Source organism: Micromonospora sp. DSM 43699, assembly GCF_055517075.1.
The window spans coordinates 1-19,656 of the sequence record NZ_JBTMMT010000052.1 but is presented as its reverse complement, the minus strand read 5'-3'; the positions used below and the strand labels follow the sequence as shown (position 1 = coordinate 19,656).

At 72.5% G+C, this 19,656-nt stretch carries 22 protein-coding genes; 15 read left to right on the top strand and 7 right to left on the bottom strand.

The features are described 5' to 3' along the window. Positions 1 to 262 precede the first annotated feature (262 nt). The 6 genes from AC0AIB_RS22460 (at position 263) to AC0AIB_RS22435 (ending at position 7,947) form a co-directional block, all read left to right on the top strand. Entirely contained in the window at positions 263 to 811 is a 549-nt protein-coding gene (locus tag AC0AIB_RS22460) for a Uma2 family endonuclease (protein WP_328343126.1), read from the top strand. A gap of 32 nt (positions 812 to 843) precedes the next feature. Then, complete coding sequence (locus AC0AIB_RS22455) at positions 844 to 2,280, top strand: TldD/PmbA family protein (RefSeq protein ID WP_465097424.1); 1,437 nt, start codon at positions 844 to 846, stop codon at positions 2,278 to 2,280. Further along, the gene (locus tag AC0AIB_RS22450) at positions 2,277 to 3,731 is read left to right on the top strand and encodes a TldD/PmbA family protein (RefSeq protein ID WP_328343122.1); all 1,455 of its coding nucleotides are present in this window, start codon (positions 2,277 to 2,279) and stop codon (positions 3,729 to 3,731) included. Before AC0AIB_RS22455 ends, AC0AIB_RS22450 begins: the two co-directional genes overlap by 4 nt. 376 nt (positions 3,732 to 4,107) lie before the next feature. Then, positions 4,108 to 4,914, top strand: coding sequence for a hypothetical protein (locus tag AC0AIB_RS22445; protein ID WP_328343120.1), 807 nt, complete (start codon positions 4,108 to 4,110; stop codon positions 4,912 to 4,914). 13 nt (positions 4,915 to 4,927) lie between these two features. Then, complete coding sequence (locus AC0AIB_RS22440; protein ID WP_328343118.1) at positions 4,928 to 6,859, top strand: fumarate reductase/succinate dehydrogenase flavoprotein subunit; 1,932 nt, start codon at positions 4,928 to 4,930, stop codon at positions 6,857 to 6,859. After that, positions 6,859 to 7,947 (top strand): succinate dehydrogenase/fumarate reductase iron-sulfur subunit, encoded by a 1,089-nt coding sequence (locus tag AC0AIB_RS22435; RefSeq protein WP_328343116.1) that lies wholly within the window; start codon positions 6,859 to 6,861, stop codon positions 7,945 to 7,947. The genes AC0AIB_RS22440 and AC0AIB_RS22435 overlap by 1 nt, the downstream gene beginning before the upstream one ends. A 114-nt stretch (positions 7,948 to 8,061) precedes the next feature. Here AC0AIB_RS22435 and AC0AIB_RS22430 read toward each other — a convergent pair whose 3' ends face one another. Beyond that, the gene (locus tag AC0AIB_RS22430; protein WP_328343114.1) at positions 8,062 to 8,502 is read right to left on the bottom strand and encodes a (deoxy)nucleoside triphosphate pyrophosphohydrolase; all 441 of its coding nucleotides are present in this window, start codon (positions 8,500 to 8,502) and stop codon (positions 8,062 to 8,064) included. Between the two features lie 182 nt (positions 8,503 to 8,684). On the opposite strand from AC0AIB_RS22430, the gene AC0AIB_RS22425 reads away from it, so the two are divergent. Continuing rightward, complete coding sequence (locus AC0AIB_RS22425) at positions 8,685 to 8,993, top strand: 4a-hydroxytetrahydrobiopterin dehydratase (RefSeq protein WP_328343112.1); 309 nt, start codon at positions 8,685 to 8,687, stop codon at positions 8,991 to 8,993. An 8-nt stretch (positions 8,994 to 9,001) separates the two neighbouring features. Here the strand turns inward: AC0AIB_RS22425 and AC0AIB_RS22420 are convergent, their stop codons facing one another. Beyond that, the gene (locus AC0AIB_RS22420) at positions 9,002 to 10,180 is read right to left on the bottom strand and encodes a DUF4190 domain-containing protein (RefSeq protein ID WP_465097423.1); all 1,179 of its coding nucleotides are present in this window, start codon (positions 10,178 to 10,180) and stop codon (positions 9,002 to 9,004) included. Between the two features lie 111 nt (positions 10,181 to 10,291). Between AC0AIB_RS22420 and AC0AIB_RS22415 the strand changes: the two genes are divergently transcribed. Beyond that, positions 10,292 to 10,654, top strand: a complete 363-nt coding sequence (locus tag AC0AIB_RS22415; RefSeq protein ID WP_091241571.1) for a PH domain-containing protein — start codon at positions 10,292 to 10,294, stop codon at positions 10,652 to 10,654. Here AC0AIB_RS22415 and AC0AIB_RS22410 read toward each other — a convergent pair. After that, a complete protein-coding gene (locus AC0AIB_RS22410; RefSeq protein ID WP_328343108.1) occupies positions 10,642 to 11,061 on the bottom strand; it encodes a MerR family transcriptional regulator in 420 nt (139 codons plus the stop codon). The genes AC0AIB_RS22415 and AC0AIB_RS22410 overlap by 13 nt on opposite strands. Before the next feature lie 59 nt (positions 11,062 to 11,120). Between AC0AIB_RS22410 and AC0AIB_RS22405 the strand changes: the two genes are divergently transcribed. The 3 genes from AC0AIB_RS22405 (at position 11,121) to AC0AIB_RS22395 (ending at position 13,540) form a co-directional block, all read left to right on the top strand. After that, the gene (locus AC0AIB_RS22405; RefSeq protein ID WP_328343106.1) at positions 11,121 to 12,014 is read left to right on the top strand and encodes an NAD(P)-dependent oxidoreductase; all 894 of its coding nucleotides are present in this window, start codon (positions 11,121 to 11,123) and stop codon (positions 12,012 to 12,014) included. 79 nt (positions 12,015 to 12,093) lie between these two features. Further along, a complete protein-coding gene (locus AC0AIB_RS22400; protein ID WP_465097422.1) occupies positions 12,094 to 12,615 on the top strand; it encodes a GNAT family N-acetyltransferase in 522 nt (173 codons plus the stop codon). A gap of 196 nt (positions 12,616 to 12,811) precedes the next feature. Further along, positions 12,812 to 13,540, top strand: a complete 729-nt coding sequence (locus tag AC0AIB_RS22395) for a class I SAM-dependent methyltransferase (protein ID WP_465097421.1) — start codon at positions 12,812 to 12,814, stop codon at positions 13,538 to 13,540. Positions 13,541 to 13,627: 87 nt separating this feature from the next. Here AC0AIB_RS22395 and AC0AIB_RS22390 read toward each other — a convergent pair whose 3' ends face one another. Next, positions 13,628 to 14,098 (bottom strand): GNAT family N-acetyltransferase, encoded by a 471-nt coding sequence (locus AC0AIB_RS22390; protein ID WP_328343099.1) that lies wholly within the window; start codon positions 14,096 to 14,098, stop codon positions 13,628 to 13,630. Positions 14,099 to 14,220: 122 nt separating this feature from the next. Between AC0AIB_RS22390 and AC0AIB_RS22385 the strand changes: the two genes are divergently transcribed. Then, positions 14,221 to 14,832, top strand: coding sequence for a nucleotidyltransferase domain-containing protein (locus tag AC0AIB_RS22385; protein ID WP_328343097.1), 612 nt, complete (start codon positions 14,221 to 14,223; stop codon positions 14,830 to 14,832). A gap of 63 nt (positions 14,833 to 14,895) precedes the next feature. Here the strand turns inward: AC0AIB_RS22385 and ychF are convergent, their stop codons facing one another. From ychF to AC0AIB_RS22370, 3 genes are all read right to left on the bottom strand, one after another. After that, the gene (gene ychF, locus AC0AIB_RS22380; protein ID WP_328343095.1) at positions 14,896 to 15,981 is read right to left on the bottom strand and encodes a redox-regulated ATPase YchF; all 1,086 of its coding nucleotides are present in this window, start codon (positions 15,979 to 15,981) and stop codon (positions 14,896 to 14,898) included. Positions 15,982 to 16,049: 68 nt separating this feature from the next. Beyond that, positions 16,050 to 16,784, bottom strand: coding sequence for a Type 1 glutamine amidotransferase-like domain-containing protein (locus tag AC0AIB_RS22375; RefSeq protein WP_328343093.1), 735 nt, complete (start codon positions 16,782 to 16,784; stop codon positions 16,050 to 16,052). 62 nt (positions 16,785 to 16,846) lie between these two features. Beyond that, positions 16,847 to 17,308, bottom strand: coding sequence for a hypothetical protein (locus AC0AIB_RS22370; RefSeq protein ID WP_328343091.1), 462 nt, complete (start codon positions 17,306 to 17,308; stop codon positions 16,847 to 16,849). 142 nt (positions 17,309 to 17,450) lie between these two features. Between AC0AIB_RS22370 and AC0AIB_RS22365 the strand changes: the two genes are divergently transcribed. The 3 genes from AC0AIB_RS22365 to AC0AIB_RS22355 all read left to right on the top strand — a co-directional run. Further along, positions 17,451 to 17,960, top strand: coding sequence for a SigE family RNA polymerase sigma factor (locus AC0AIB_RS22365; RefSeq protein WP_328343089.1), 510 nt, complete (start codon positions 17,451 to 17,453; stop codon positions 17,958 to 17,960). Next, entirely contained in the window at positions 17,957 to 18,496 is a 540-nt protein-coding gene (locus tag AC0AIB_RS22360) for a hypothetical protein (RefSeq protein ID WP_328343088.1), read from the top strand. Before AC0AIB_RS22365 ends, AC0AIB_RS22360 begins: the two co-directional genes overlap by 4 nt. 122 nt (positions 18,497 to 18,618) lie before the next feature. Next, on the top strand, positions 18,619 to 19,656 hold a 1,038-nt coding region (locus tag AC0AIB_RS22355), incomplete at its 3' end, for a bifunctional transcriptional activator/DNA repair enzyme AdaA (RefSeq protein WP_465097437.1).

Here is a 19,656-nt window from a genome sequence, read left to right as displayed (position 1 = left end):
CCTCCCTCGGGTTGTAGGGAACCTACAACAAAGAGCGGAGGCTGAAAATAAGCTACGGACCGTGAGCTGACAGCGGACCACAGCGTAACGACCCGGTGACCCCGCCGCGCGCCCCCGGCCGCCCGGCCCGAACCGGCGCGACCGTCGTCGCGACCCCGCGTCGTCATGCGGTGTCGTCACCCGCCTGCCGCACCCGGGGTGCGACCATGACCATGGTGCCCGGTGGAGGATGCCCGGCGACACGAGGTGGAGGTGACCGACCATGACCGCAGCGGTGTTCGGCCACGACGGACCGTGGACCGAAGAGGAGTACCTCACCCTCGGCAAGACGTCCCAACGCGTCGAACTCTTCGACGGGAGCCTCCACGTGACCCCAGCCCCCACCCCCCGCCACCAGAACATCTCGGGAGAACTGCGGGCCGCGCTGCGGCAGCCGGCCCGCAGTGCGCACCTGCGGGTCCTGGAGGCGGTCAACGTCCGCCTCAAGCCGGGCCGGATCACCATTCCCGATCTCGTCGTCACCGGCGAGATCGACTTCGACGAGGTCTACATCGAGGCGCACGACGTCCGTCTGGTCTGCGAGATCATCTCGCCCGGCAACGCGGCGACCGACAAGGTCCTCAAGATGCACTACTACGCCGCCGCCGGGATCGAGTGGTACCTGCTGATCGAGCAGCAGAACGGCAACCTGCACCTCTACCGGCGACACGGTCGGCACTACCTGGAGCAGACGGTCGCCAAGGTCGGGGAGACGCTCGACCTCACCGAGCCGGTCCGGGTGAGCATCCGTCCCGAGGAGCTACTGCCCTGACGGATGTCGGTGGGCTCGCCTACTGTCGGTCCATGACCGAGTTCGACGCCGCAGCCGCCGCCGTGCAGGCCGCCCTCGACGCGGGCGCCCGGTATGCCGACGCCCGGGTGATGCACCTGCGCTACGAGTCGATGTCCGCCCGCAACGGCGACATCGAGGAGCTGACCCAGCACGAGAGCATCGGCCTGGGCGTACGCGCGCTGGTGGGGTCGGGGTGGGGCTTCCACGCCGTACCCGAGCTGTCCGACGCGGCGGCGCGCGAAGCCGGGCGGCGGGCGGCGGCGGTGGCTGCCGCGAGCGCCCGGGTGCCCGGCCCCCCGATCACGCTGACCCCGGCCGAGCCGGTGGTGGCGAGCTGGGCCTCCGGGTGCGCGGTCGACCCGCTCGGCGTGGCGCTGTCCGACAAGGGCGACCTGCTGGTCCGGGCCACCGGGACGGCCCGCGACCAGGGGGCCGACCTGGCCGAGGGGCTCTACCAGATCTGGGACACCCGCAAGTGGTTCGTCTCCAGCGAGGGGCACCGCATCGACCAGCACATCCGCGAGTGCGGCGGCGGCATCTCGGCCACCTCGATCGGCGAGCACGAGACCCAGCGCCGCTCCTGGCCGAGCTACCGGGGTCAGTACGGCACCACCGGGTGGGAGCTTGTCGAGTCGCTGGACCTGGCCGGGCACGCCGCCCGGATCGCCGACGAGTCGCGGGCGCTGCTCACCGCGCCCGAGTGCCCGGCCGGCGAGACCGACCTGATCCTCGGCGGCGAGCAGCTCGCCCTGCAGATCCACGAGTCGGTCGGGCACGCCATCGAGCTGGACCGGATCCTCGGCTGGGAGGCCGCCTTCGCCGGCACCTCCTGGCTCGACCTGGCCCAGCTCGGCTCGCTGCGCTACGGCTCCGAGCTGATGAACGTCACCATCGACCCGACGATCCCCGGCGCTCTGGGCAGCTTCGGCTTCGACGACGAGGGCTCCCCGGCGGTCAGACGCGACGCGGTACGCGAGGGCCGCTGGGTAGGCGTGCTCGCCGGCCGGGACTCAGCCGCCGTCGCCGGCCTGGACCACGGCGGCAGCGTACGGGCCGACGGGTGGGCCCGGCTGCCGATGGTGCGGATGACCAACGTGGGCCTGGAACCCGGCCCGCACACCCTCGACGAGATCATCGCGGCCACCGACGACGGGGTGCTGATGGACATCAACCGATCCTGGTCGATCGACGACCGGCGGCTCAACTTCCAGTTCGGCTGCGAGATCGGCTGGGAGGTGCGCAACGGCCGACGCGGCCGGATGCTGCGCAACCCCACCTACACCGGCATCGGGCCGCTGTTCTGGCGGTCGATGGACATGCTCTCCTCCGAGACCGTGCCGTGGGGCACCCCGAACTGCGGCAAGGGCCAGCCCGGCCAGATCGGGCACACAGGTCATCCGGCGGCACCGGCCCGGTTCCGCAACGTCCGGGTGGGGGTGCGCGCATGACCGGCCTGCGGGACGCCGGGGCGACCGAGCTGGACGTCGCCGCCCGGGTGGTGGAGCTGGTCCGCGAGGTGGCCGGACCGGCCGCCGAGGCCGAGGTCACCGTCGTCCGGCACGACCTGGCGCTGACCCGGTTCGCCAACTCCTTCATCCACCAGAACGTCGCCGAGTCGGGGGTGAGCGTCCGGCTGCGGGTGCACCTCGACGGCCGGACGGCCGCCGGTGGCGGCAGCCTGGTCGACCCGGACGGGTTGCGGGCCCTGGTCGGGCGCACCCTCACCGCAGCCCGGCTCTGCCCGCCCGACCCGGCCTGGCCGGGGCTGACCCCACCCTCGTCGGTGCACTCCAACGGCCTGCTCGACGAGGCCACCGCCTATGCCGAGCCGGCGGCCCGCGCCGACCGGGTCCGCGCCTTCGTCGACGCGGTGGGCGGGTTGGAGGCGGCCGGTTACTGCCGCACCTCCTACCGGTCGGGGGCGTTCGTCAACTCGGCCGGCCAGTCGGCGCAGGGGCGGACCACCGAGGCGGCGATGGACGGCATCGCCCGGTCCGGTGGCGCGGACGGGGTGGCCCGGCTCTGCGCCGGTCGCCTCGACGGGCTGGACGGCGCGGCCCTCGGCGCGCGGGCGGCGGCCAAGGCACGGGCCGCCGCCGACCCGGTCGAGCTGCCCCCGGGCCGGTACGAGGTGGTCCTCGAACCGGCCGCCGTGGCCGACCTGCTGCAGAATCTCGCCTGGTACGGCTTCAACGGCAAGCGGCACACCGAACGCCAGTCGTTCGCCAGCCCCGGCGCCGCCCAGTTCGACCCGGCGGTGACCCTGGTCGACGACCCGACGTACGGCGGCGAGATGCCGTTCGACCTGGAGGGCACCCCGCGCCGGGCGCTCACCCTGGTCGAGGCGGGCACCACCCGCGGGGTGGCCCACGACCGGCGCAGCGCCGCCGGGGCGGGCACCACGTCGACCGGTCACGGGACGCCCGGCGGGTCCACCTTCGGCCCGGTCCCGCGCAACCTGCGCCTGCTCGGCCACACCGGGGCGGACGACGCGGCGACCGGTCCGGTCCCGACCGTCGGCCCGGTGGCGGGTGGCCCGGCGGCCGACGGCCCGGTGGCGGGGGCGGTGGTGGATGCGGACACCGCCGCACTTGTCGCACCGATGGCCCGGGGGCTGCTGGTCAGCGACTTCTGGTACACCCGGGTACTCGACCCGAAGAGCCTGGTGATCACCGGGTTGACCCGCAACGGGGTGTGGCTGGTGGAGGACGGCGTGCCGGTGCGGGCGGTACGGAACCTCCGCTTCACCGAGGCGTACCCCCGGGCGTTGGGGCCCGGTGCGGTGCTCGGCCTCGGCCGGCGGCCGGTCCGTCAGCCGGACCGGATCGACGGCGGCTGGTGGGAGGGGCCGCCGCTGCGGCTGGCCTCGTGGAACTTCACAGGCGGCGCGTCCGGCTGACCGGTCGCCGCCCACGCGTCTGCGCCGAAGCAGGCCCAGCAGCGCACCGCCACACACCGCACCGCCACACACCGCACGCCGACCTGCCGCGCAGCCCGCCGGCAACGCCACGACGGCCGACGGCCGACGGCCGACGGCCGACGGTAAAACGATCATGGCTCGGGTCTTTCCAAGGTGCGGGACACACGGGACACTGCGTTGCGCGGCCCGACCGTGATGATCGGCGTAACGTGTGTCACTTAGCTGCGCCGATGTCCCGGCGCGGTCGCCTGCGTGCCGCAAGACGTGGCAGTGGACACGGTCCGGCCGGTCCGCTGACCGCACGGAACGTGAACCGCCGCCCGCGAGGGCCCGTCCCGTCAGGAAGACGACTCGAATGACATCAACGGCAACGAAGCCGCGGGGTGCGCGGGCGCGCGCCGCCATCGCGGCGAAGACGTTGCGAACCGACCGCTGGTGGTTCGCCCCCCTGATCACCGTCGTCGGGCTCAGCGCCTGGGTGGCGTACGCGACCGTCCGGGTGTTCATGCACAAGTGGTACTGGGTGGACCAGTACCACTACCTGACCCCGTTCTACTCCCCCTGTGTGACCGACAGATGTGTCGAGGGCTCCTCGCACTTCGGCAGCTTCCTGCCCGGCTGGTGGATCATCCCGGACGCGGCGCTGACCCTGCCGTTCCTGCTGCTGTTCCGGCTCACCTGCTACTACTACCGCAAGGCGTACTACCGGTCGTTCTGGTTGTCGCCGCCGGCCTGTGCGGTGCCGGACGGGCACAAGTCCTACTCCGGGGAGACCCGGTTCCCGCTGCTCGGGCAGAACCTGCACCGCTACTTCTTCTACGCCGCCGCGATCATCTCGCTGATCAACACCTGGGACGCGGTCCTGGCCTTCCACTCCCCGGAGGGTTTCGGCTTCGGGCTGGGCAACATCATCCTGCTGGTCAACGTGGTGATGCTCTGGGCGTACACGATCTCCTGCCACTCCTGCCGGCACATCATCGGCGGCCGGCTGAAGCACTTCTCCGCGCACCCGGTGCGGTACCGGGCCTGGACGTTCGTGTCCAAGCTGAACACCCGGCACATGCAGCTCGCCTGGATCACCCTCGGCACGCTGGCCTTCACCGACTTCTACGTGATGGCCATCGCCGCCGGCTGGTTCACCGACCTGCGGTTCATCAACTAGAGGGCGCGCCGACATGACCACTACCACTCGCATCGAACGACACCACTACGACGTCGTCGTGATCGGAGCCGGCGGCGCCGGCCTGCGCGCGGCGATCGAGGCCCGGCTCGCCGGCAAGAAGACCGCGATCATCTCCAAGTCGCTCTTCGGCAAGGCGCACACCGTGATGGCCGAGGGCGGCGCGGCAGCCGCGATGGGGAACGTGAACAGCCGGGACAACTGGCAGGTGCACTTCCGCGACACCATGCGCGGCGGCAAGTTCCTCAACAACTTCCGGATGGCCGAGCTGCACGCGAAGGAGTCGCCGCAGCGGATCTGGGAGCTGGAGACGTACGGGGCGCTCTTCGACCGGACCAAGGACGGGAAGATCTCCCAGCGCAACTTCGGCGGGCACGAGTACCCGCGGTTGGCGCACGTCGGCGACCGGACCGGCCTGGAGCTGATCCGCACCCTCCAGCAGAAGATCGTCTCCCTGCAGCAGGAGGACAAGCGCGACCTCGGCGACTACGAGGCCCGGATCAAGGTCTTCTCCGAGACCACCATCACCGAGCTGCTGCTCGACGGCGCCGGGACGGACGGCCACAGGATCGCCGGCGCGTTCGGCTACTACCGGGAGTCCGGGGAGTTCATCCTCTTCGAGGCCCCGGCGGTGGTGCTGGCCACCGGCGGCGTCGGCCGGTCCTACAAGGTCACCTCGAACTCGTGGGAGTACACCGGGGACGGGCACGCGCTGGCCCTGCGGGCCGGGGCCACGCTGATCAACATGGAGTTCCTCCAGTTCCACCCGACCGGCATGGTCTGGCCGCCCTCGGTGAAGGGCATCCTGGTCACCGAGTCGGTACGCGGCGACGGCGGCGTGCTGAAGAACTCCGACGGCAAGCGGTTCATGTTCGACTACGTCCCCGACGTCTTCCGCAAGCAGTACGCGGAGACCGAGGAGGAGGCGGACCGCTGGTACACCGACCCGGACAACAACCGACGCCCGCCGGAGCTGCTCCCCCGCGACGAGGTCGCCCGCGCGATCAACAGCGAGGTCAAGGCCGGTCGGGGTACGCCTGCCGGTGGCGTCTTCCTGGACATCGCCTCCCGACGTTCGGCCGAGGAGATCCGGCGCCGGCTGCCGTCGATGTACCACCAGTTCAAGGAGCTGGCCGACGTCGACATCACGGCCGAGCCGATGGAGGTCGGGCCGACCTGTCACTACGTGATGGGCGGCGTCGAGGTGGACCCGGACTCCGGGGCCGCGCACGGCACGGTGCACGGGCTGTTCGCTGCCGGTGAGGTCTCCGGTGGCATGCACGGCTCCAACCGGTTGGGCGGCAACTCCCTGTCCGACCTGCTGGTCTTCGGCAAGCGGGCGGGCGGGCACGCGGCGTCGTACACCGATCAGTTGGCCTCGCGGCCGAAGGTGCCGGTGGGCGCGGTGGAGACCGCCGTGGAGACGGCGCTGGCGCCGTTGCAGCGGGACACCGGGGAGAACCCGTACACCCTCCAGCAGGACCTCCAGGCGGTGATGGGGGATCTGGTCGGGATCATCCGGCGGGAGGGCGAGCTGGTCGACGCCCTGCGCCGGTTGACCGAGCTGCGGGAGCGGGTGGCGAAGGTGAGCGCGGTCGGCGGCAGACGCTACAACCCGGGCTGGCACCTGGCGCTTGACCTGCGCAACATGCTCGTCGTCTCGGAGTGCACCGCGAAGGCGGCGCTGGAGCGGCAGGAGTCGCGCGGCGGGCACACCCGGGAGGACTTCCCGACGATGGACCCCAGGTGGCGTCGGGTCAACCTGGTCTGTGCGCTGGACGGCGACACCGTACGCCTGGAGCACAAGCCGCTACCGAAGATGCGGGCCGAGCTGATCGGCCTCTTCGACCGTACCGAGCTGGGCAAGTACCTGACCGACGAGGAGCTGGCCGACTTCGACGCCCTCACCGAGGAGGCGAGCAACTGATGGGAAGCAAGAGGGAGTTCCGCATCTGGCGGGGCGACGAGACCGGTGGTGACCTCCAGGACTACTCGGTCGAGGTGAACGAGGGCGAGGTCGTCCTCGACGTCATCCACCGGCTCCAGGCCACCGACGCGCCTGATCTGGCCTGCCGGTGGAACTGCAAGGCGGGCAAGTGCGGCTCCTGCTCGATGGAGATCAACGGTAAGCCGCGGCTGAGCTGCATGACCCGGATGTCGACGTTCGAGGAGACCGAGACCGTCACGGTCACCCCGCTGCGGACCTTTCCGGTGATCCGGGACCTGGTCACGGACGTCTCGTTCAACTACGAGAAGGCCCGGGAGACGCCGGCCTTCGCCCCGCCGGCCGACCTGGCCCCGGGCGAGTACCGGATGCAGCAGGTCGACGTGGAGCGCTCGCAGGAGTTCCGCAAGTGCATCGAGTGTTTCCTGTGCCAGAACGTCTGTCACGTGATCCGCGACCACGAGGAGAACAAGCCGGCCTTCTCCGGGCCCCGGTTCTTCATCCGGGCCGCCGAGCTGGACATGCACCCGCTGGACGCGAAGACCGACCGCAAGCAGTACGCGCAGCAGGAGCAGGGGCTCGGCTTCTGCAACATCACCAAGTGCTGCACCGAGGTCTGCCCCGAGCACATCAAGATCACCGACAACGGGATCATCCCCATGAAGGAACGGGTCGTCGACCGCAGGTACGATCCCCTGGTATGGCTCGGTAGCAAGATCTTCCGTCGGGGCGAGACGCCCCAGAGCACCGCGAACAGCGCGGGAAAGGGGTCCGCGGTGCACAGCGGCGCTCGTCAGACCGGGGTCCACTCGCACGCCGGCGGCTCCGGCGACCCGGGCGCGGAGGCCCAGGCGCAGCAGGGCGTGAACTGGCACCGCGAGGTCCCGCACCCGACCATGCCGGCGGTCGACGACCGGGGCCGGCTCCCGCTGACGGAGTTGACCTTCGACCGGGCGGCGGCCCCGTCGCCGTTCGGCGACGACCTCACCTTCCCGCTGCCGCCGGAGCACCTCAACTTCGCCCACCCGAAGCAGGACGAGAAGCCCTCGGGCGAGGGTGACAGGCACTGACGCCACGCGACAGGCGGTAAGCGGCACGACAGGCGGTAAGCGGCACGACAGGCGGCGGGGGCCACGGCGGAAGCCGTCGGCCCCCGTCCCGTTCCGGCCGGGTGTCCGGCCCGGTCAGTCGGAGTCCAGCAGCGGGCGGAGGGCGGCGACGATGGGGGCATCGGCGGGGAGCCAGGTGACGCTGTGCAGCTCACCGGCGGCGAGCCAGCGCATCGCGGAGTGCTCCAGCGCGCGCGGCTGGTCGCCGTGCAGCAGGCGGGCCGCGTACACCTTGAGCACCGACCGGCCGTGGGCCATCCGGACGTCCCGGCCGACCCGGTCGCCGATCTCCACCCGGACGGCCAACTCCTCGGCGCACTCGCGGATCAGCGCCGCCGTCTCGCTCTCGCCCGGCTCGACCTTGCCGCCGGGGAACTCGAACATGCCGGCCACCTCGGGCGGCGCGGTACGCGCGCAGGCGAGCACCCGCCCGGCGGAGATGATCGCCGCGCCCACGACCACCTTCGGCTCGCGCCGGTCGGCCTGTCCGTTACCGCTACACCGTTCGGTCTGCACGGGCGTCCAGCGTGCCAGATCAATAGTCGTTTTGGGTACCGTCGCCGACCGGTAGGCCAATAAGAGACGGAAGTGTGGGCGTGGACACACCGCCGTCAGGTCGACAGACTGGTGACACCACGAGGACACGGGACGGCGACGATTTGGCCACAAGCCGGCAACGGCGCCTGGGAGGTGCGGTGATGCGCGCGCTGTTCACCAGTCGAACCAAGCACGACTATCTCAGTGACGCCCTCACGCTCCTGCACGGGTGGACCCGCGACGGTGAGCAGATCCGGCGCACCCTGGTGATGGACGACGCCCAGCACGCGGCGCTCACCGAACGGGTCAAGGTCGTCGCGGACGCGCTGCGGTTGCGGCCGGACATCAGCCGGCGGGACACCGAGACGCGGATCCGGGTGGGGCACGGGGACGGGGAACCACTCACCGAGGGTGAGGTGCTGCTCGCCGCCCGGATCGAGGACGCGTACCGCGCGGTGACGGAGCACTGAGGTGCGGGTCACCGCATCGGCTCCCCCTGCGCGGTGGGCAACCCCAGGGCCTGGCGTACGGCCAGCTCGGTGGCCGGGTCCGGGTGCTGCCCGGCCTGCGCGACGACCTGGAGCAGTCGGCCCTGGTCCGGCTCACCGTCGGCGTCCCGCCAGGCCGGTTCGTCCTGCTCCATCTCGGTGAGCAACCGCTCCATCGCCGGCCGGACCGCCTCCGGCCAGGGCTCCCTGCGCAGTCGGAACCACATGTCGGTGTGGATGGTCTCGGCCCGCCGGACCGCGTCCCGGAGGGTGGCCGGTGGGCTGGTCTGTGCGCCGGCCACCAGCGCTGCCCGCGTCTCGGTCCACTCCCGGCTGGCCAGCAGGTAGCCGAGCTGTGCCGGGTCGAGCACTGTGGTGTCCATCCGCAGCGGCCGGGACAGGGCGGTCGGGGCGGTCAGGTAGCAGGTGATCGTGGGGTCGGTGGACCAGTCGACCCGGGTCGGCAGGTACCAGCTCAACCGCACCTCGGCGGGCAACCCCAGCGGGTCCACCACGTAGCTGCGCTGCCGCTGCCGGCAGAGCGCCTCCGCCCGCTGGGAGAGCACCGCCGCGCCGGGATACCGCTCGTCGGCGGAGCGTTCGTACGCCGGGAAGTCGTCGACGTACTCGGCCTGGTGTGGGGTGTCGCACGCCACCCGGGTGACCTGCTCGGGTGCGGTCCGGCTGGCGGTGGCGCCGGTGGGGACCCGGAAGCAGTCCCCCACCCGCAGCCCGCGCAGACCGGTGCCGGGGTCGGAGCCGGTGAACACGATGCCCAGGGCCACCAGACCGGCCAGCACCCATCCGCCGAACAGCACCAGCCCGGCGACCACCAGGCCCTTCCCCCGCTCGCCGTCCCGCCTGATCCGACGCAACGCGAACCCGGCGGTGACGGCGGCGAGTACGCCACCGAGCAGGCCGAAGACCAGGGTGACGACGGCCAGCCGGTTCAGCCGGCCCCGGACGGCCGGCGGCTGCGGCCAGGGTTCCCAGTCGGGCACGGCTGTGGAACCCGGTTGGCGGGCCGGGGCCGCGTCCTCACCACCGGTCGGCACCGGGGTGGCGGACGCCCGGCGGGCCAGGGCCGCACTCTCGTCACCTGTCGGTGCCGGCACCGGCTCCGGCCGCGCCTCGCCGGTGGATGGCGTCTCGGAACGTTCGCTGGTCACGCCGCTTCCCTCCCCCGTCGCCCGCGTCTGGCCAGGCATGGCGAGACTAGTCGACCGGACCAACCAGCGGGGAAGGGCCGATGCTGGCGGGCGTCTCCTACCGTGGGATCCATGGCAAATGCGACGTACGACCGCAAGGAGCAGTTCCAGCAGATCCAGAGTGGACTGCTCGACGGGGAACAGATCATCGCCGTCTACGATGCCGTCGGCACCGGCACCGGGTTCATCGGCCTGACCGACCGGCGGGTGATCATCCAGGACCGCTCGTTCGTGGGGAAGAAGTACGCGATCACCAGCATCCCGTACTCGAAGATCACCAGTGTGAGCGTGGTGAGCAACAAGTCCTGGGGCGGGGAGTTCTTCTCCACCGGCTCGATCGCGGTTCACGTCGGCACCCACACCTACGAGGTGGAGTTCCGCGGCGCGCAGAAGAGCCACCACGTGCACAACGTGATCCTGCACTACATCTCCTGACCCCCGCCCCGCCCGCCGCCACCACGGGCCGCGACGACCGCCTCCCGGCCGGCGGGAGGCGTCCCGGTGGCGATGAGGGCGTCGAGGATGTCCCGGGCCGCGGCCAGCCGCTGCATGGACGCGGTGATCCGCGCCCGCTCCTCGGCGAGGCCGTCCAGCAGCTCGGGGCAGGTGGGGGCGAGCACCGTGGTGTCGTCCGGCACGCAGGGCAGGATCTCGGCGATCACCGCCGTTCCGAGCCCGGCCGACAGGAGCAGCCGGATGTGCCGCACCGTGGTCAGCGCCTGCTCGCCGTAGTCTCGGTAGCCGCTCGACCGCCGCTCGGGCCGCAGCAGGCCCTGCTCCTCGTAGTAGCGCAGGGCCCGGGTGCTCACCCCGGCCCGCCGGGCCAGTTCGCCGATCCGCATGCGTACAGGAGATCGCGGACTTGACCTTCACGTCAACGTCAAGGTCTACCGTCGCCGGCATGAGCGATCGACAACTCACGTACCGCGACCCGGTGGCGGTGCTCGGCCTGGGCCCGATGGGCCAGGCGCTCGCCGCCACCCTGATCTCCGCCGGCATTCCGACGACCGTCTGGAACCGTACGCCGGAACGGGCCGCACCTCTCGTCGCGCGGGGCGCGACGGCCGCACCGACAGTCACCGGGGCGGTCCGGACCGCCACCCTCGTGATCACCTGCCTGCGGGACCCGGCGGCGGTCGACGCCGTGCTGGCCGCCCATGACGACTGGGGCGACCGGACGGTCGTCGACGTCACCACCGGCCGACCGGACGAGGCGCGCAAGCTGGCCGACTGGGCCGACAATCACGGCGTCGACCTGGTCAAGGGGGCCATCCTGACCCCGACCCCGACGATCGGCACCCCGGCCGCCACGGCACTGTGGTGCGGCAGCCGGTCCGCCTTCGACGCCGCCCGGCCCGTCCTGGCGACCTTCGGCGGCACCCCTGCCTTCCTCGGGCCGGACCCGGGCGCGGCGGCGGCGTACGACATGGCGCTGCTCGACCTGTTCGGCACCGCGGTCAGCGGCCTGACCCACGCCTTCGCGCTGGCCTCGGCCGAGGGCATCGCCCCCGGCTCGTTCGCCAGGTACGCCGCCGGGATCGCCCCGATGCTCGGGGAGATGACGGCCCGCTTCGCCGACCAACTCGCCGAGGAGCGGTTCCCCGGCGACCGATCAACCATCGCCTCGGCCCACTCGGGCATCACCCACGTCATCGAGACCGCCGACACCCACGGGATCGACTCCGGGGTGCTGCGCGCCGCCCGGTCCGTCATCGGACGGGCCGTCACCGCCGGTCACGGTGAGGACGGTCTCGCCCGGCTGGCCCGGTTCCTCGCCCCGGCCCGCTCCGCCTGACACCCGGGCCGGGGTGGTCCCTGGAATACTCGGGCCATGCGGACGACTCTCCACTGTGGCCGGGGCGGGCAGGTGCGGCATGTTCCTACGTGACGTGCTGGCCACCGACGTCGAGGCGTACCTGCGGATGCGCTGCGACCCGGTGATGATGGCCGAACTCGGCGGGCCGCTGCCGGCCGCCCACGTGGCCCGGCAGGTCCGCCGGGACGCCCAGTTGGCCGCCGACGGCACCGCCCTGATCAAGATGATCGTGGTGGACGACGCCGTCGCCGGGACCGTCACCCTCTGGCAGCCCGCACCCGACGACGAGACGGCCGCCGAGGTCGGCTGGATGGTGCTGCCCGAGTTCCAGGGCCGGGGCCTGGCCAAGCGGGCCGTCCGGGCGCTGCTCGACCAGGCCCGCACCGAGGGGCGGTGGGACACCGCGCACGCGTTCCCGGCCGTCACCAACGACCCGTCCAACGGGATCTGCCGGGCGCTCGGGTTCACCCTGCGTGGCGAGGAGGACGTCGAGTTCAACGACCAGGTCATCCGTACCCGGCACTGGACGCTCGATCTGGCCGGCCCGCCCCCGCCGCCGGAAACCCGGTTGCCCGGCTGACCGGCCACTGCTTGGCTGGGGACGAAGCCGACCGGAGGGAGCAGACGACATGTCGTACGCGACGGGGTCCACCCAGGAACCGACCACCCTCCAGCAGCGGGAATCGAGGCTTCGTGACCACCAGCGACACGGCAGTGACGGCGCGGTCCAGCGCCGGTAGCACCACACCGGTCAGCACCCCGGAAGGGGGCCGATGATGTCGGTGTTCGACGATCCGGGGCACTTCGGCCGGATGTGGGCCGACAGCTACGACGGCACGGGCAACCCGGACCCGGCACCGGCGGTGGACTTCCTCGCCGGGCGGGCCGCTGGCGGCCCGGTGCTCGAACTCGCCATCGGGACGGGTCGGGTGGCGCTGCCGCTCGCCGTCCGGGGCGTACCCGTCGAAGGGGTCGAGGCGTCACCGGAGATGGTGGCGAAGCTGCGCGCCAAGCCCGGCGGCGGCGGCATCCCGGTCACCATCGGCGACATGGCCGACGTGCCTGTGACGGGCCCGTACCGGCTGGCGTACCTGGTGTTCAACACGCTGTTCAACCTGGTCCGCGCGGAACGGCAGCAGGACTGCTTCCGCAACGTCGCCCGGGTGCTGGCCCCCGGTGGCGAGTTCGTCGTCGAGACGTTCGTGCCCGACCCGGCCGGCTTCGACCGGGACGAGCAGGTACGGATGCGGTCGGTGACCGAGGACTCGGCCACCATCCGGCTGCACCAGTACGACCGGACCGCACAGACCTTCGTCCGGCAGACGATCACCTTCGACCGCGAGGGCGTGCACCTGGCGCCATTCGCGATGCGGTACTGCTGGCCGGAGCAGATCGACGAGCTGGCGGACCGGGCCGGTCTACGGCTCGTCGAACGGTACGCCGACTGGCACCGGCAGCCGTTCGACGCCACAAGCACGTCGCACATCTCGGTCTACCGGCGCTGAGCCGCCGGACCGGCCGGGGTCGGGGCATCCTCCGACCCCGGCCGGGCATCCGGACCCTCCCGGGTGGCACCGGCAGGCCGGGCGGACCTACAGCCGCTTGATCATCCGGACGGCGGTGACCTCGAAGCCCATCTGCTCGTAGAGCGCCCGCGCGCCGGAGTTGAACCCGAAGACGCTCAGCCCGATCGCGACCACGCCCAACTCCCGGCACACCTGCTCGGCGGCCTCGATCATCGCCCGGCCGTAGCCCCGGCGGCGCAACTCCTCGCGTACCTCGAAGTCGTAGCCGAAGGCGTGCAGGCCGTCGGACTTCTGCTCCAGGTGCAGCCAGAGCATGCCGACCTCGTCGGCGTCGTCGTACGCCGTCCACAGCCGGTGCCCCTCGGTGGCCAACCCGTCGGGCAACAGGCCCTGGTAGTCCTGCCGGGCCTTCTCCTGCGCCTCCGGCAGCGGCATCGCCCCGGAGGCGGCGATGTTCTGCGCGTAGTCCTCCTCGGCGCGCTCCCGGTAGCGGAGGTACTGCTCGTCGGTCATCGGTTCCAGCCGCAAGGTCACCACACCACCACCGTAGGGTCAGCACCACCCCGCCCGCTGCCTCGTGGTCGCAGGGTCGACCGGCGACCCGCGAGAGCGCCGGTTTCCGACTGGCGCCCGGCGGGGCCGGCTGTCAGCCTGGATCCGTGCGGTACGACCCTCAACGGCACCTCTGGTCCGCGCTCTCGGTCACCGAGGTGCACGCGTTGTTCGCCGGCTGCCCGGCGCGCTGGTGGCTCTCCGGGGGATGGGCCATCGACCACTGGCACGGCAGCCCGAGCCGACCGCACGGTGACATCGACGTCAGCACCCTGCGGCCGGCGCTGCCCGCCCTGCTGCACGCACTACCGGCGGACCTGCGGCCGTTCGCGGCCCGGCGGGGGCACCTGTTCCCGCTGGCGGACGGGCACGACGACCCCGAGGTGCACAACATCTGGGTGTACGACGCCGGTCGGGACCGCTTCGTCCTCCAGATCAACCTGGAGGAGGGCGCCGAGACGGGCTGGCGCTACCGACGCGATCCACGGATCACGCTCCCGTGGGACTCGGCGGTGGCGTCCATCCGCGCCGTACCGACCGGGACGCCCGTCACCCAACTGCTGTGGAAGTCACCCGACCCGCGCCCCCGCGACGAGCGCGACCTGGACGTCGCCCGGCACCTGCTGACCCCGGCGCAGCTCCGATGGTTGCGCGAGGCGGTCCGGCTGGCACACCCGAACTCACCGTGGTCGGACGACCCCCGACTGGGACACCCCTGACCCGTCTCCCTCAGCGGCTGCGAGACACCCTCGACCCCACGGCCGGGCGGGCGGCGGGCGGAATCAGACGTTGAAGCGGAACTCCACCACGTCGCCGTCCTGCATGACGTACTCCTTGCCCTCGATCCGGACCTTGCCGGCGGCCTTCGCCGCCGCCATCGATCCGGCCGCGACCAGGTCGCCGTAGGAGACCACCTCGGCCTTGATGAAACCCCGCTGGAAGTCGCTGTGGATCACCCCGGCGGCCTCCGGGGCGGTCGCGCCGACCGGCACGGTCCAGGCCCGCGCCTCCTTCGGCCCCGCCGTGAGGTACGTCTGGAGCCCGAGCGTGCGGAAGCCGACCCGGACGAGCTGGTTCAGCCCCGGCTCGTGCTGCCCGATCGATTCCAGCAGCTCACGGGCCTCCTCCTCGGGCAGGTCCACCAGCTCAGATTCGATCTTGGCGTCCATGAAGACCGCCTCGGCGGGGGCCACGAGCGCCCGCAGCTCGTCGAGGAAACCGGCGTTGGCCAGCTCGGCCTCGTCGACGTTGAAGACGTAGAGGAACGGCTTGGTGGTGAGCAGGTGCAGCTCCCGCAGGTGCTCCAGCTCGATCTTGGCGGCGGCGGCCCCGGCGTAGAGAGTGGTGCCGCCGTCGAGCACCTCGACGGCCTGCTTGGCGGCGGTGACGGCGGCGGCCCGGTCCTTGCGGAGCTTGGCCTCCTTCTCCAGCCGGGGCAGCGCCTTCTCCAGGGTCTGCAGGTCGGCCAGGATCAGCTCGGTGTTGATCGTCTCGATGTCGTCGGCCGGCGAGACCTTGCCGTCGACGTGCACCACGTTCGGATCGGAGAAGGCGCGCACCACCTGGCAGATGGCCGAGGCGTCCCGGATGTTCGCCAGGAAGGCGTTGCCCCGGCCCTGCCCCTTGGACGCGCCCCGGACCAGGCCGGCGATGTCGACGAACGACACCGGCGCGGGCAGCACCTTCTGCGACGAGAAGATCTCGGCGAGCTTGCCGAGCCGGTCGTCCGGCAGCCCCACCACCCCGACGTTGGGCTCGATGGTGGCGAACGGATAGTTCGCCGCGAGCACGTCGTTCTTGGTCAGCGCGTTGAACAGGGTGCTCTTGCCGACGTTGGGCAGGCCGACGATGCCGATGGTGAGACTCACGACGGGCCAGCTTACGCCGTCGACCACCGACACCCGGCAGGCAGCCCCGTCGGCAGCGCCGGAAAGGCTCAGGCGGTGAGCAGCCGGGGCTCGATCCGGGTCTCCCGGACCCCACCCGCACCATCCGGCACCACCTCGTACGCGGCCACCCCCGCCCGGTCGGCGACCGCCTCGGCCAGCCGGGTGCCCCGGTAGACCAGCCCCACCCCGTCGTCGGTGCAGTGGCTGGCCGGCAGGGTGCCGTCGGCGACCAGCCGGTGCAGCAGCGGCCGACGCTCGGCCTCGCTGTCGTAGTGCACCCCGTTGCCGTAGGGCAGCCAGCCCAGACCATCGGTGTAGGCGCGCAGCTTGCGGCCGAAGCTGTCGGTGGTGCCGCCGACGTGCCAGCAGATCGAGCCGGCGGAGACCCCGCCGAGCACCACCCCCGCCTCCCAGCACTCGCGCAGGATCTCCGGCAGGCCGTGCACCCGCCACACCGCGCAGAGGTTGGCCACGCTGCCGCCACCGACCCAGACGATGTCCTGGCCGAGCAGGTGCGCCCGGACGTCCTCGACGTTGGGCATCGGGAACAGCGCCAGGTGCGACGGGCGGTAGCGGGTGCCGGCGAACGCGCCGTGGAAGACCGCCAGCGAGGTGGGCTGGTCGCCGACGGCCTGGTTGAGGTAGCAGATCCTCGGCTCGTCGGCCTGCGCCAACTCGGCCATCAGGTCGAAGACCGGCCCGGGGTCGGCGTCCCACGGGCCCCGGTGGCGGCTGGTGAAACCCATGCTGGTGGCGACGATCGTCGGTGCGCTGGCGGGCATGCTGGTCCTTTCGTCGGCTGGCTCCGTCCCCATCCTGCGTCACCGCCACACCCTGGCCGGGTTCAGCCGGCGAGACGCCAGCCCGTCCCGCCGTCCGCCGTCCCGGGCAGCTCGCCGGCCGCCGCGAGCGGCAGCGTGAACCTGTCCCCGGCGGCCGGCCCGGCCCGCTCGGACTCGCCGAGCATCCAGCGGACCTCGTCGGCCGTCCAGCCCAGCCCCCGCCGGCCGGCGATCTCCCGGACCAGTCGCCGGCCGACCCGGGTGTCGTCGTCGTAGAACCGCATGCACCAGTGGTGCGCCCACATGCCCAACGCCCGGAGGCCGGCCGCGTCGAGGGACCCGGCGAGCCGACCACAGGCGGTGTCGGCGAACGGCCGCGCCGGGTCGTCGGCCCGGTCCCGCTCGATCGCACCGAAGGCGGCCGGCGCGACCACCCGCATCCGGTCGTAGAGGCCCTGGGCGGCGGCATCGTCCAACCGCACCCGCCCTGACCGAGGATCCCCCCACCCGGTCACGCTCGCCATCGCCACACCCTTCTGGAGTTGGTGCCGGGACGCTACCGACCACTACCGACACTTTTCCGGCGGGAAACTGCGACAGGCGGAGCGGATAGCTACGCCGAGCTGGGGCGTCTGTATCTGTGACAGACAACATCGGGGAGGGCGGGTGGACGAGGACGACCGGGCCCGGCTGGCCGAGTTCGTGGCCAGCCGGACGCCGGCCCTGATGCGGGTCGCGTACCTGCTCACCGGGGACCGGCACACCGCCGAGGACCTGTTCCAGTCGGCGCTGGCGCGGACCATTCCGAGGTGGCGCGAGCTGCGCCACGCCGACCCGGAGGGCTACCTGCGCACGGTCATGTACCGCGAACAGGTGAGCTGGTGGCGGCGACTACGCCGGCACCGGGAGACGTTGCTCACCGGCGCCGACGAACGGGCCGGGCCCGACCCGAACGGCGGCACCGACGTACGGCTGGCGATGCGGGCCGCGCTGCGGGCGCTGCCGGCGGCCCAGCGCACGGTCGTGGTCCTGCGGTACTACGAGGACCTGACCGAGACCCAGGTGGCCGCCGCGCTCGGCTGCTCGGTCGGCACCGTACGCAGCCGCACCCACCGGGCCGTGGCCCGGTTGCGGCAACTCCTGCCGGACATCGAACTGCTGGAGGTACGGCGGTGACCACGCCCTTCGAGCACCTCATCCGCGCCACTCTCTCCGACCTCGCCGAGGAGGCACCGACAGTGCACGACCAGTTGACCCGTGCGGAACACCGGGCCCGGACCCGACGCCGCGCCACGATGACGGTGAGCGCGGTGGGCGCCCTCGCCGCCGTGCTGATCGCCGCACCGCTCGCGATGGCTGCCAGCGGCGGCGGGGACGCCCCGCCCGCCGTACCGGCCTCCCCGCAGAGCGGGCCACCTGCCGCACCGGCTCCCGCGCTGCCCGACGGCCCGGCCCCGATGACCGGCCGGACCGCCGTACCGGCGGCACCCGGCGCACCCGTCACGGGCCGGACCGCCGTACCGGCGGCACCCGTACCGGCCCGGCCCGACGGATCGGACCCCACGACCGGTCGGACCGCCGTGCCGGCGGCGCCCGCCGCACCCGTACCGGCGCAGACCGCACCGCCCGGCGACCGGTTCCCGAAGACCGGCCGGACGGCCGTACCGGCACCGGCGCAGACCGCCCCGCCGGTCGGGCTGCCGGGGCGCTGACGACGCCGGACGCCCGGTGACCCGCCCCGGCTGGCCCGAGCCCAGGGGGTCACCGGGCGTCCGCACGCCCAGGTCCGATTTCCGCGAGCCACCGCCGCTGGCCTGCGGGCATGATCGGTGGCGTGGAGTGGGACTTCGAACGGTGCTACCGGGCCGTGGACAGCCGTGACCAGCGGTTCGACGGCTGGTTCTACACAGGCGTCACGTCGACCGGGATCTACTGCCGGCCGTCGTGTCCGGCGATGACGCCGAAACGACGTAACGTCCGGTTCTTCCCGTCGGCAGCCGCCGCGCAGGGGGCCGGGCTGCGGGCCTGCCGCCGGTGCCGGCCGGACGCCGCCCCGGGCTCACCGCAGTGGGACGTCCGGGCCGACGTGGTGGGCCGGGCCATGCGGCTGATCGCCGACGGGGTGGTCGACCGGGACGGCGTGCCGGGGCTGGCCGCCCGGCTGGGCTACACCGAACGGCACCTGCACCGGATGCTCCGGGCGGAACTGGGCGCCGGTCCGCTGGCACTGGCCCGGGCGCAACGGGCACAGACCGCCCGGACGCTGATCGAGACCACCGGGCTGGGGCTGGCGGAGGTGGCGTTCGCGGCCGGGTTCGGCAGCGTACGGCAGTTCAACGACACCGTCCGCGAGGTGTACGGAACGGTGCCGTCACGGTTGCGCACCGGGCGGGGCGGCCGACCGGCAGCGGGCGGGGCGGGCACGATCACGCTCCGGCTGGCGTACCGGCCGCCGCTGCACGCCGCCGCGCTGCTGGACTTCCTGGCCGACCGGGCGCTGCCCGGGGTGGAGGAGGTGCGCGACGGGACGTACCGCCGGGGGTTGCGGTTGCCGCACGGCCCGGCGGAGGTCGCGCTGACCCCGGCGGTCGGGTACGTCGGCGCGACGCTCAGGCTGACGGACCTGCGCGACCTGGCCCCGGCGGTGGCCCGCTGCCGCCGCCTGTTCGACCTGGACGCCGACCCGGAGGCGGTCGACCAGACGCTGGCCGCCGACCCTGCCCTGACCGGGGTCGTCGCCGCCGAGCCCGGCGTCCGCCTCCCCCGCGCGGTCGACGGCTTCGAGCTGGCCCTCCGCGCCATCATCGGCCAACAGATCTCCCTCCGCGCCGCCATCACCACCCTCACCCGCCTCCTCCACCACCCCCACACC

What these genes read in the sequence shown, in the direction of transcription:
- AC0AIB_RS22455 (WP_465097424.1), top strand. Translation starts at nt 844, where the DNA reads ATGACCGAGTTCGACGCCGCAGCCGCCGCCGTGCAGGCCGCCCTCGAC.
- AC0AIB_RS22395 (WP_465097421.1), top strand. Translation starts at nt 12,812, where the DNA reads ATGTCGGTGTTCGACGATCCGGGGCACTTCGGCCGGATGTGGGCCGAC.
- AC0AIB_RS22445 (WP_328343120.1), top strand. Translation starts at nt 4,108, where the DNA reads ATGACATCAACGGCAACGAAGCCGCGGGGTGCGCGGGCGCGCGCCGCC.
- AC0AIB_RS22440 (WP_328343118.1), top strand. Translation starts at nt 4,928, where the DNA reads ATGACCACTACCACTCGCATCGAACGACACCACTACGACGTCGTCGTG.
- AC0AIB_RS22450 (WP_328343122.1), top strand. Translation starts at nt 2,277, where the DNA reads ATGACCGGCCTGCGGGACGCCGGGGCGACCGAGCTGGACGTCGCCGCC.
- AC0AIB_RS22425 (WP_328343112.1), top strand. Translation starts at nt 8,685, where the DNA reads ATGCGCGCGCTGTTCACCAGTCGAACCAAGCACGACTATCTCAGTGAC.
- AC0AIB_RS22415 (WP_091241571.1), top strand. Translation starts at nt 10,292, where the DNA reads ATGGCAAATGCGACGTACGACCGCAAGGAGCAGTTCCAGCAGATCCAG.
- AC0AIB_RS22405 (WP_328343106.1), top strand. Translation starts at nt 11,121, where the DNA reads ATGAGCGATCGACAACTCACGTACCGCGACCCGGTGGCGGTGCTCGGC.
- AC0AIB_RS22460 (WP_328343126.1), top strand. Translation starts at nt 263, where the DNA reads ATGACCGCAGCGGTGTTCGGCCACGACGGACCGTGGACCGAAGAGGAG.
- AC0AIB_RS22370 (WP_328343091.1), bottom strand. Translation starts at nt 17,308, where the DNA reads ATGGCGAGCGTGACCGGGTGGGGGGATCCTCGGTCAGGGCGGGTGCGG.
- AC0AIB_RS22375 (WP_328343093.1), bottom strand. Translation starts at nt 16,784, where the DNA reads ATGCCCGCCAGCGCACCGACGATCGTCGCCACCAGCATGGGTTTCACC.
- AC0AIB_RS22400 (WP_465097422.1), top strand. Translation starts at nt 12,094, where the DNA reads ATGTTCCTACGTGACGTGCTGGCCACCGACGTCGAGGCGTACCTGCGG.
- AC0AIB_RS22410 (WP_328343108.1), bottom strand. Translation starts at nt 11,061, where the DNA reads ATGCGGATCGGCGAACTGGCCCGGCGGGCCGGGGTGAGCACCCGGGCC.
- AC0AIB_RS22435 (WP_328343116.1), top strand. Translation starts at nt 6,859, where the DNA reads ATGGGAAGCAAGAGGGAGTTCCGCATCTGGCGGGGCGACGAGACCGGT.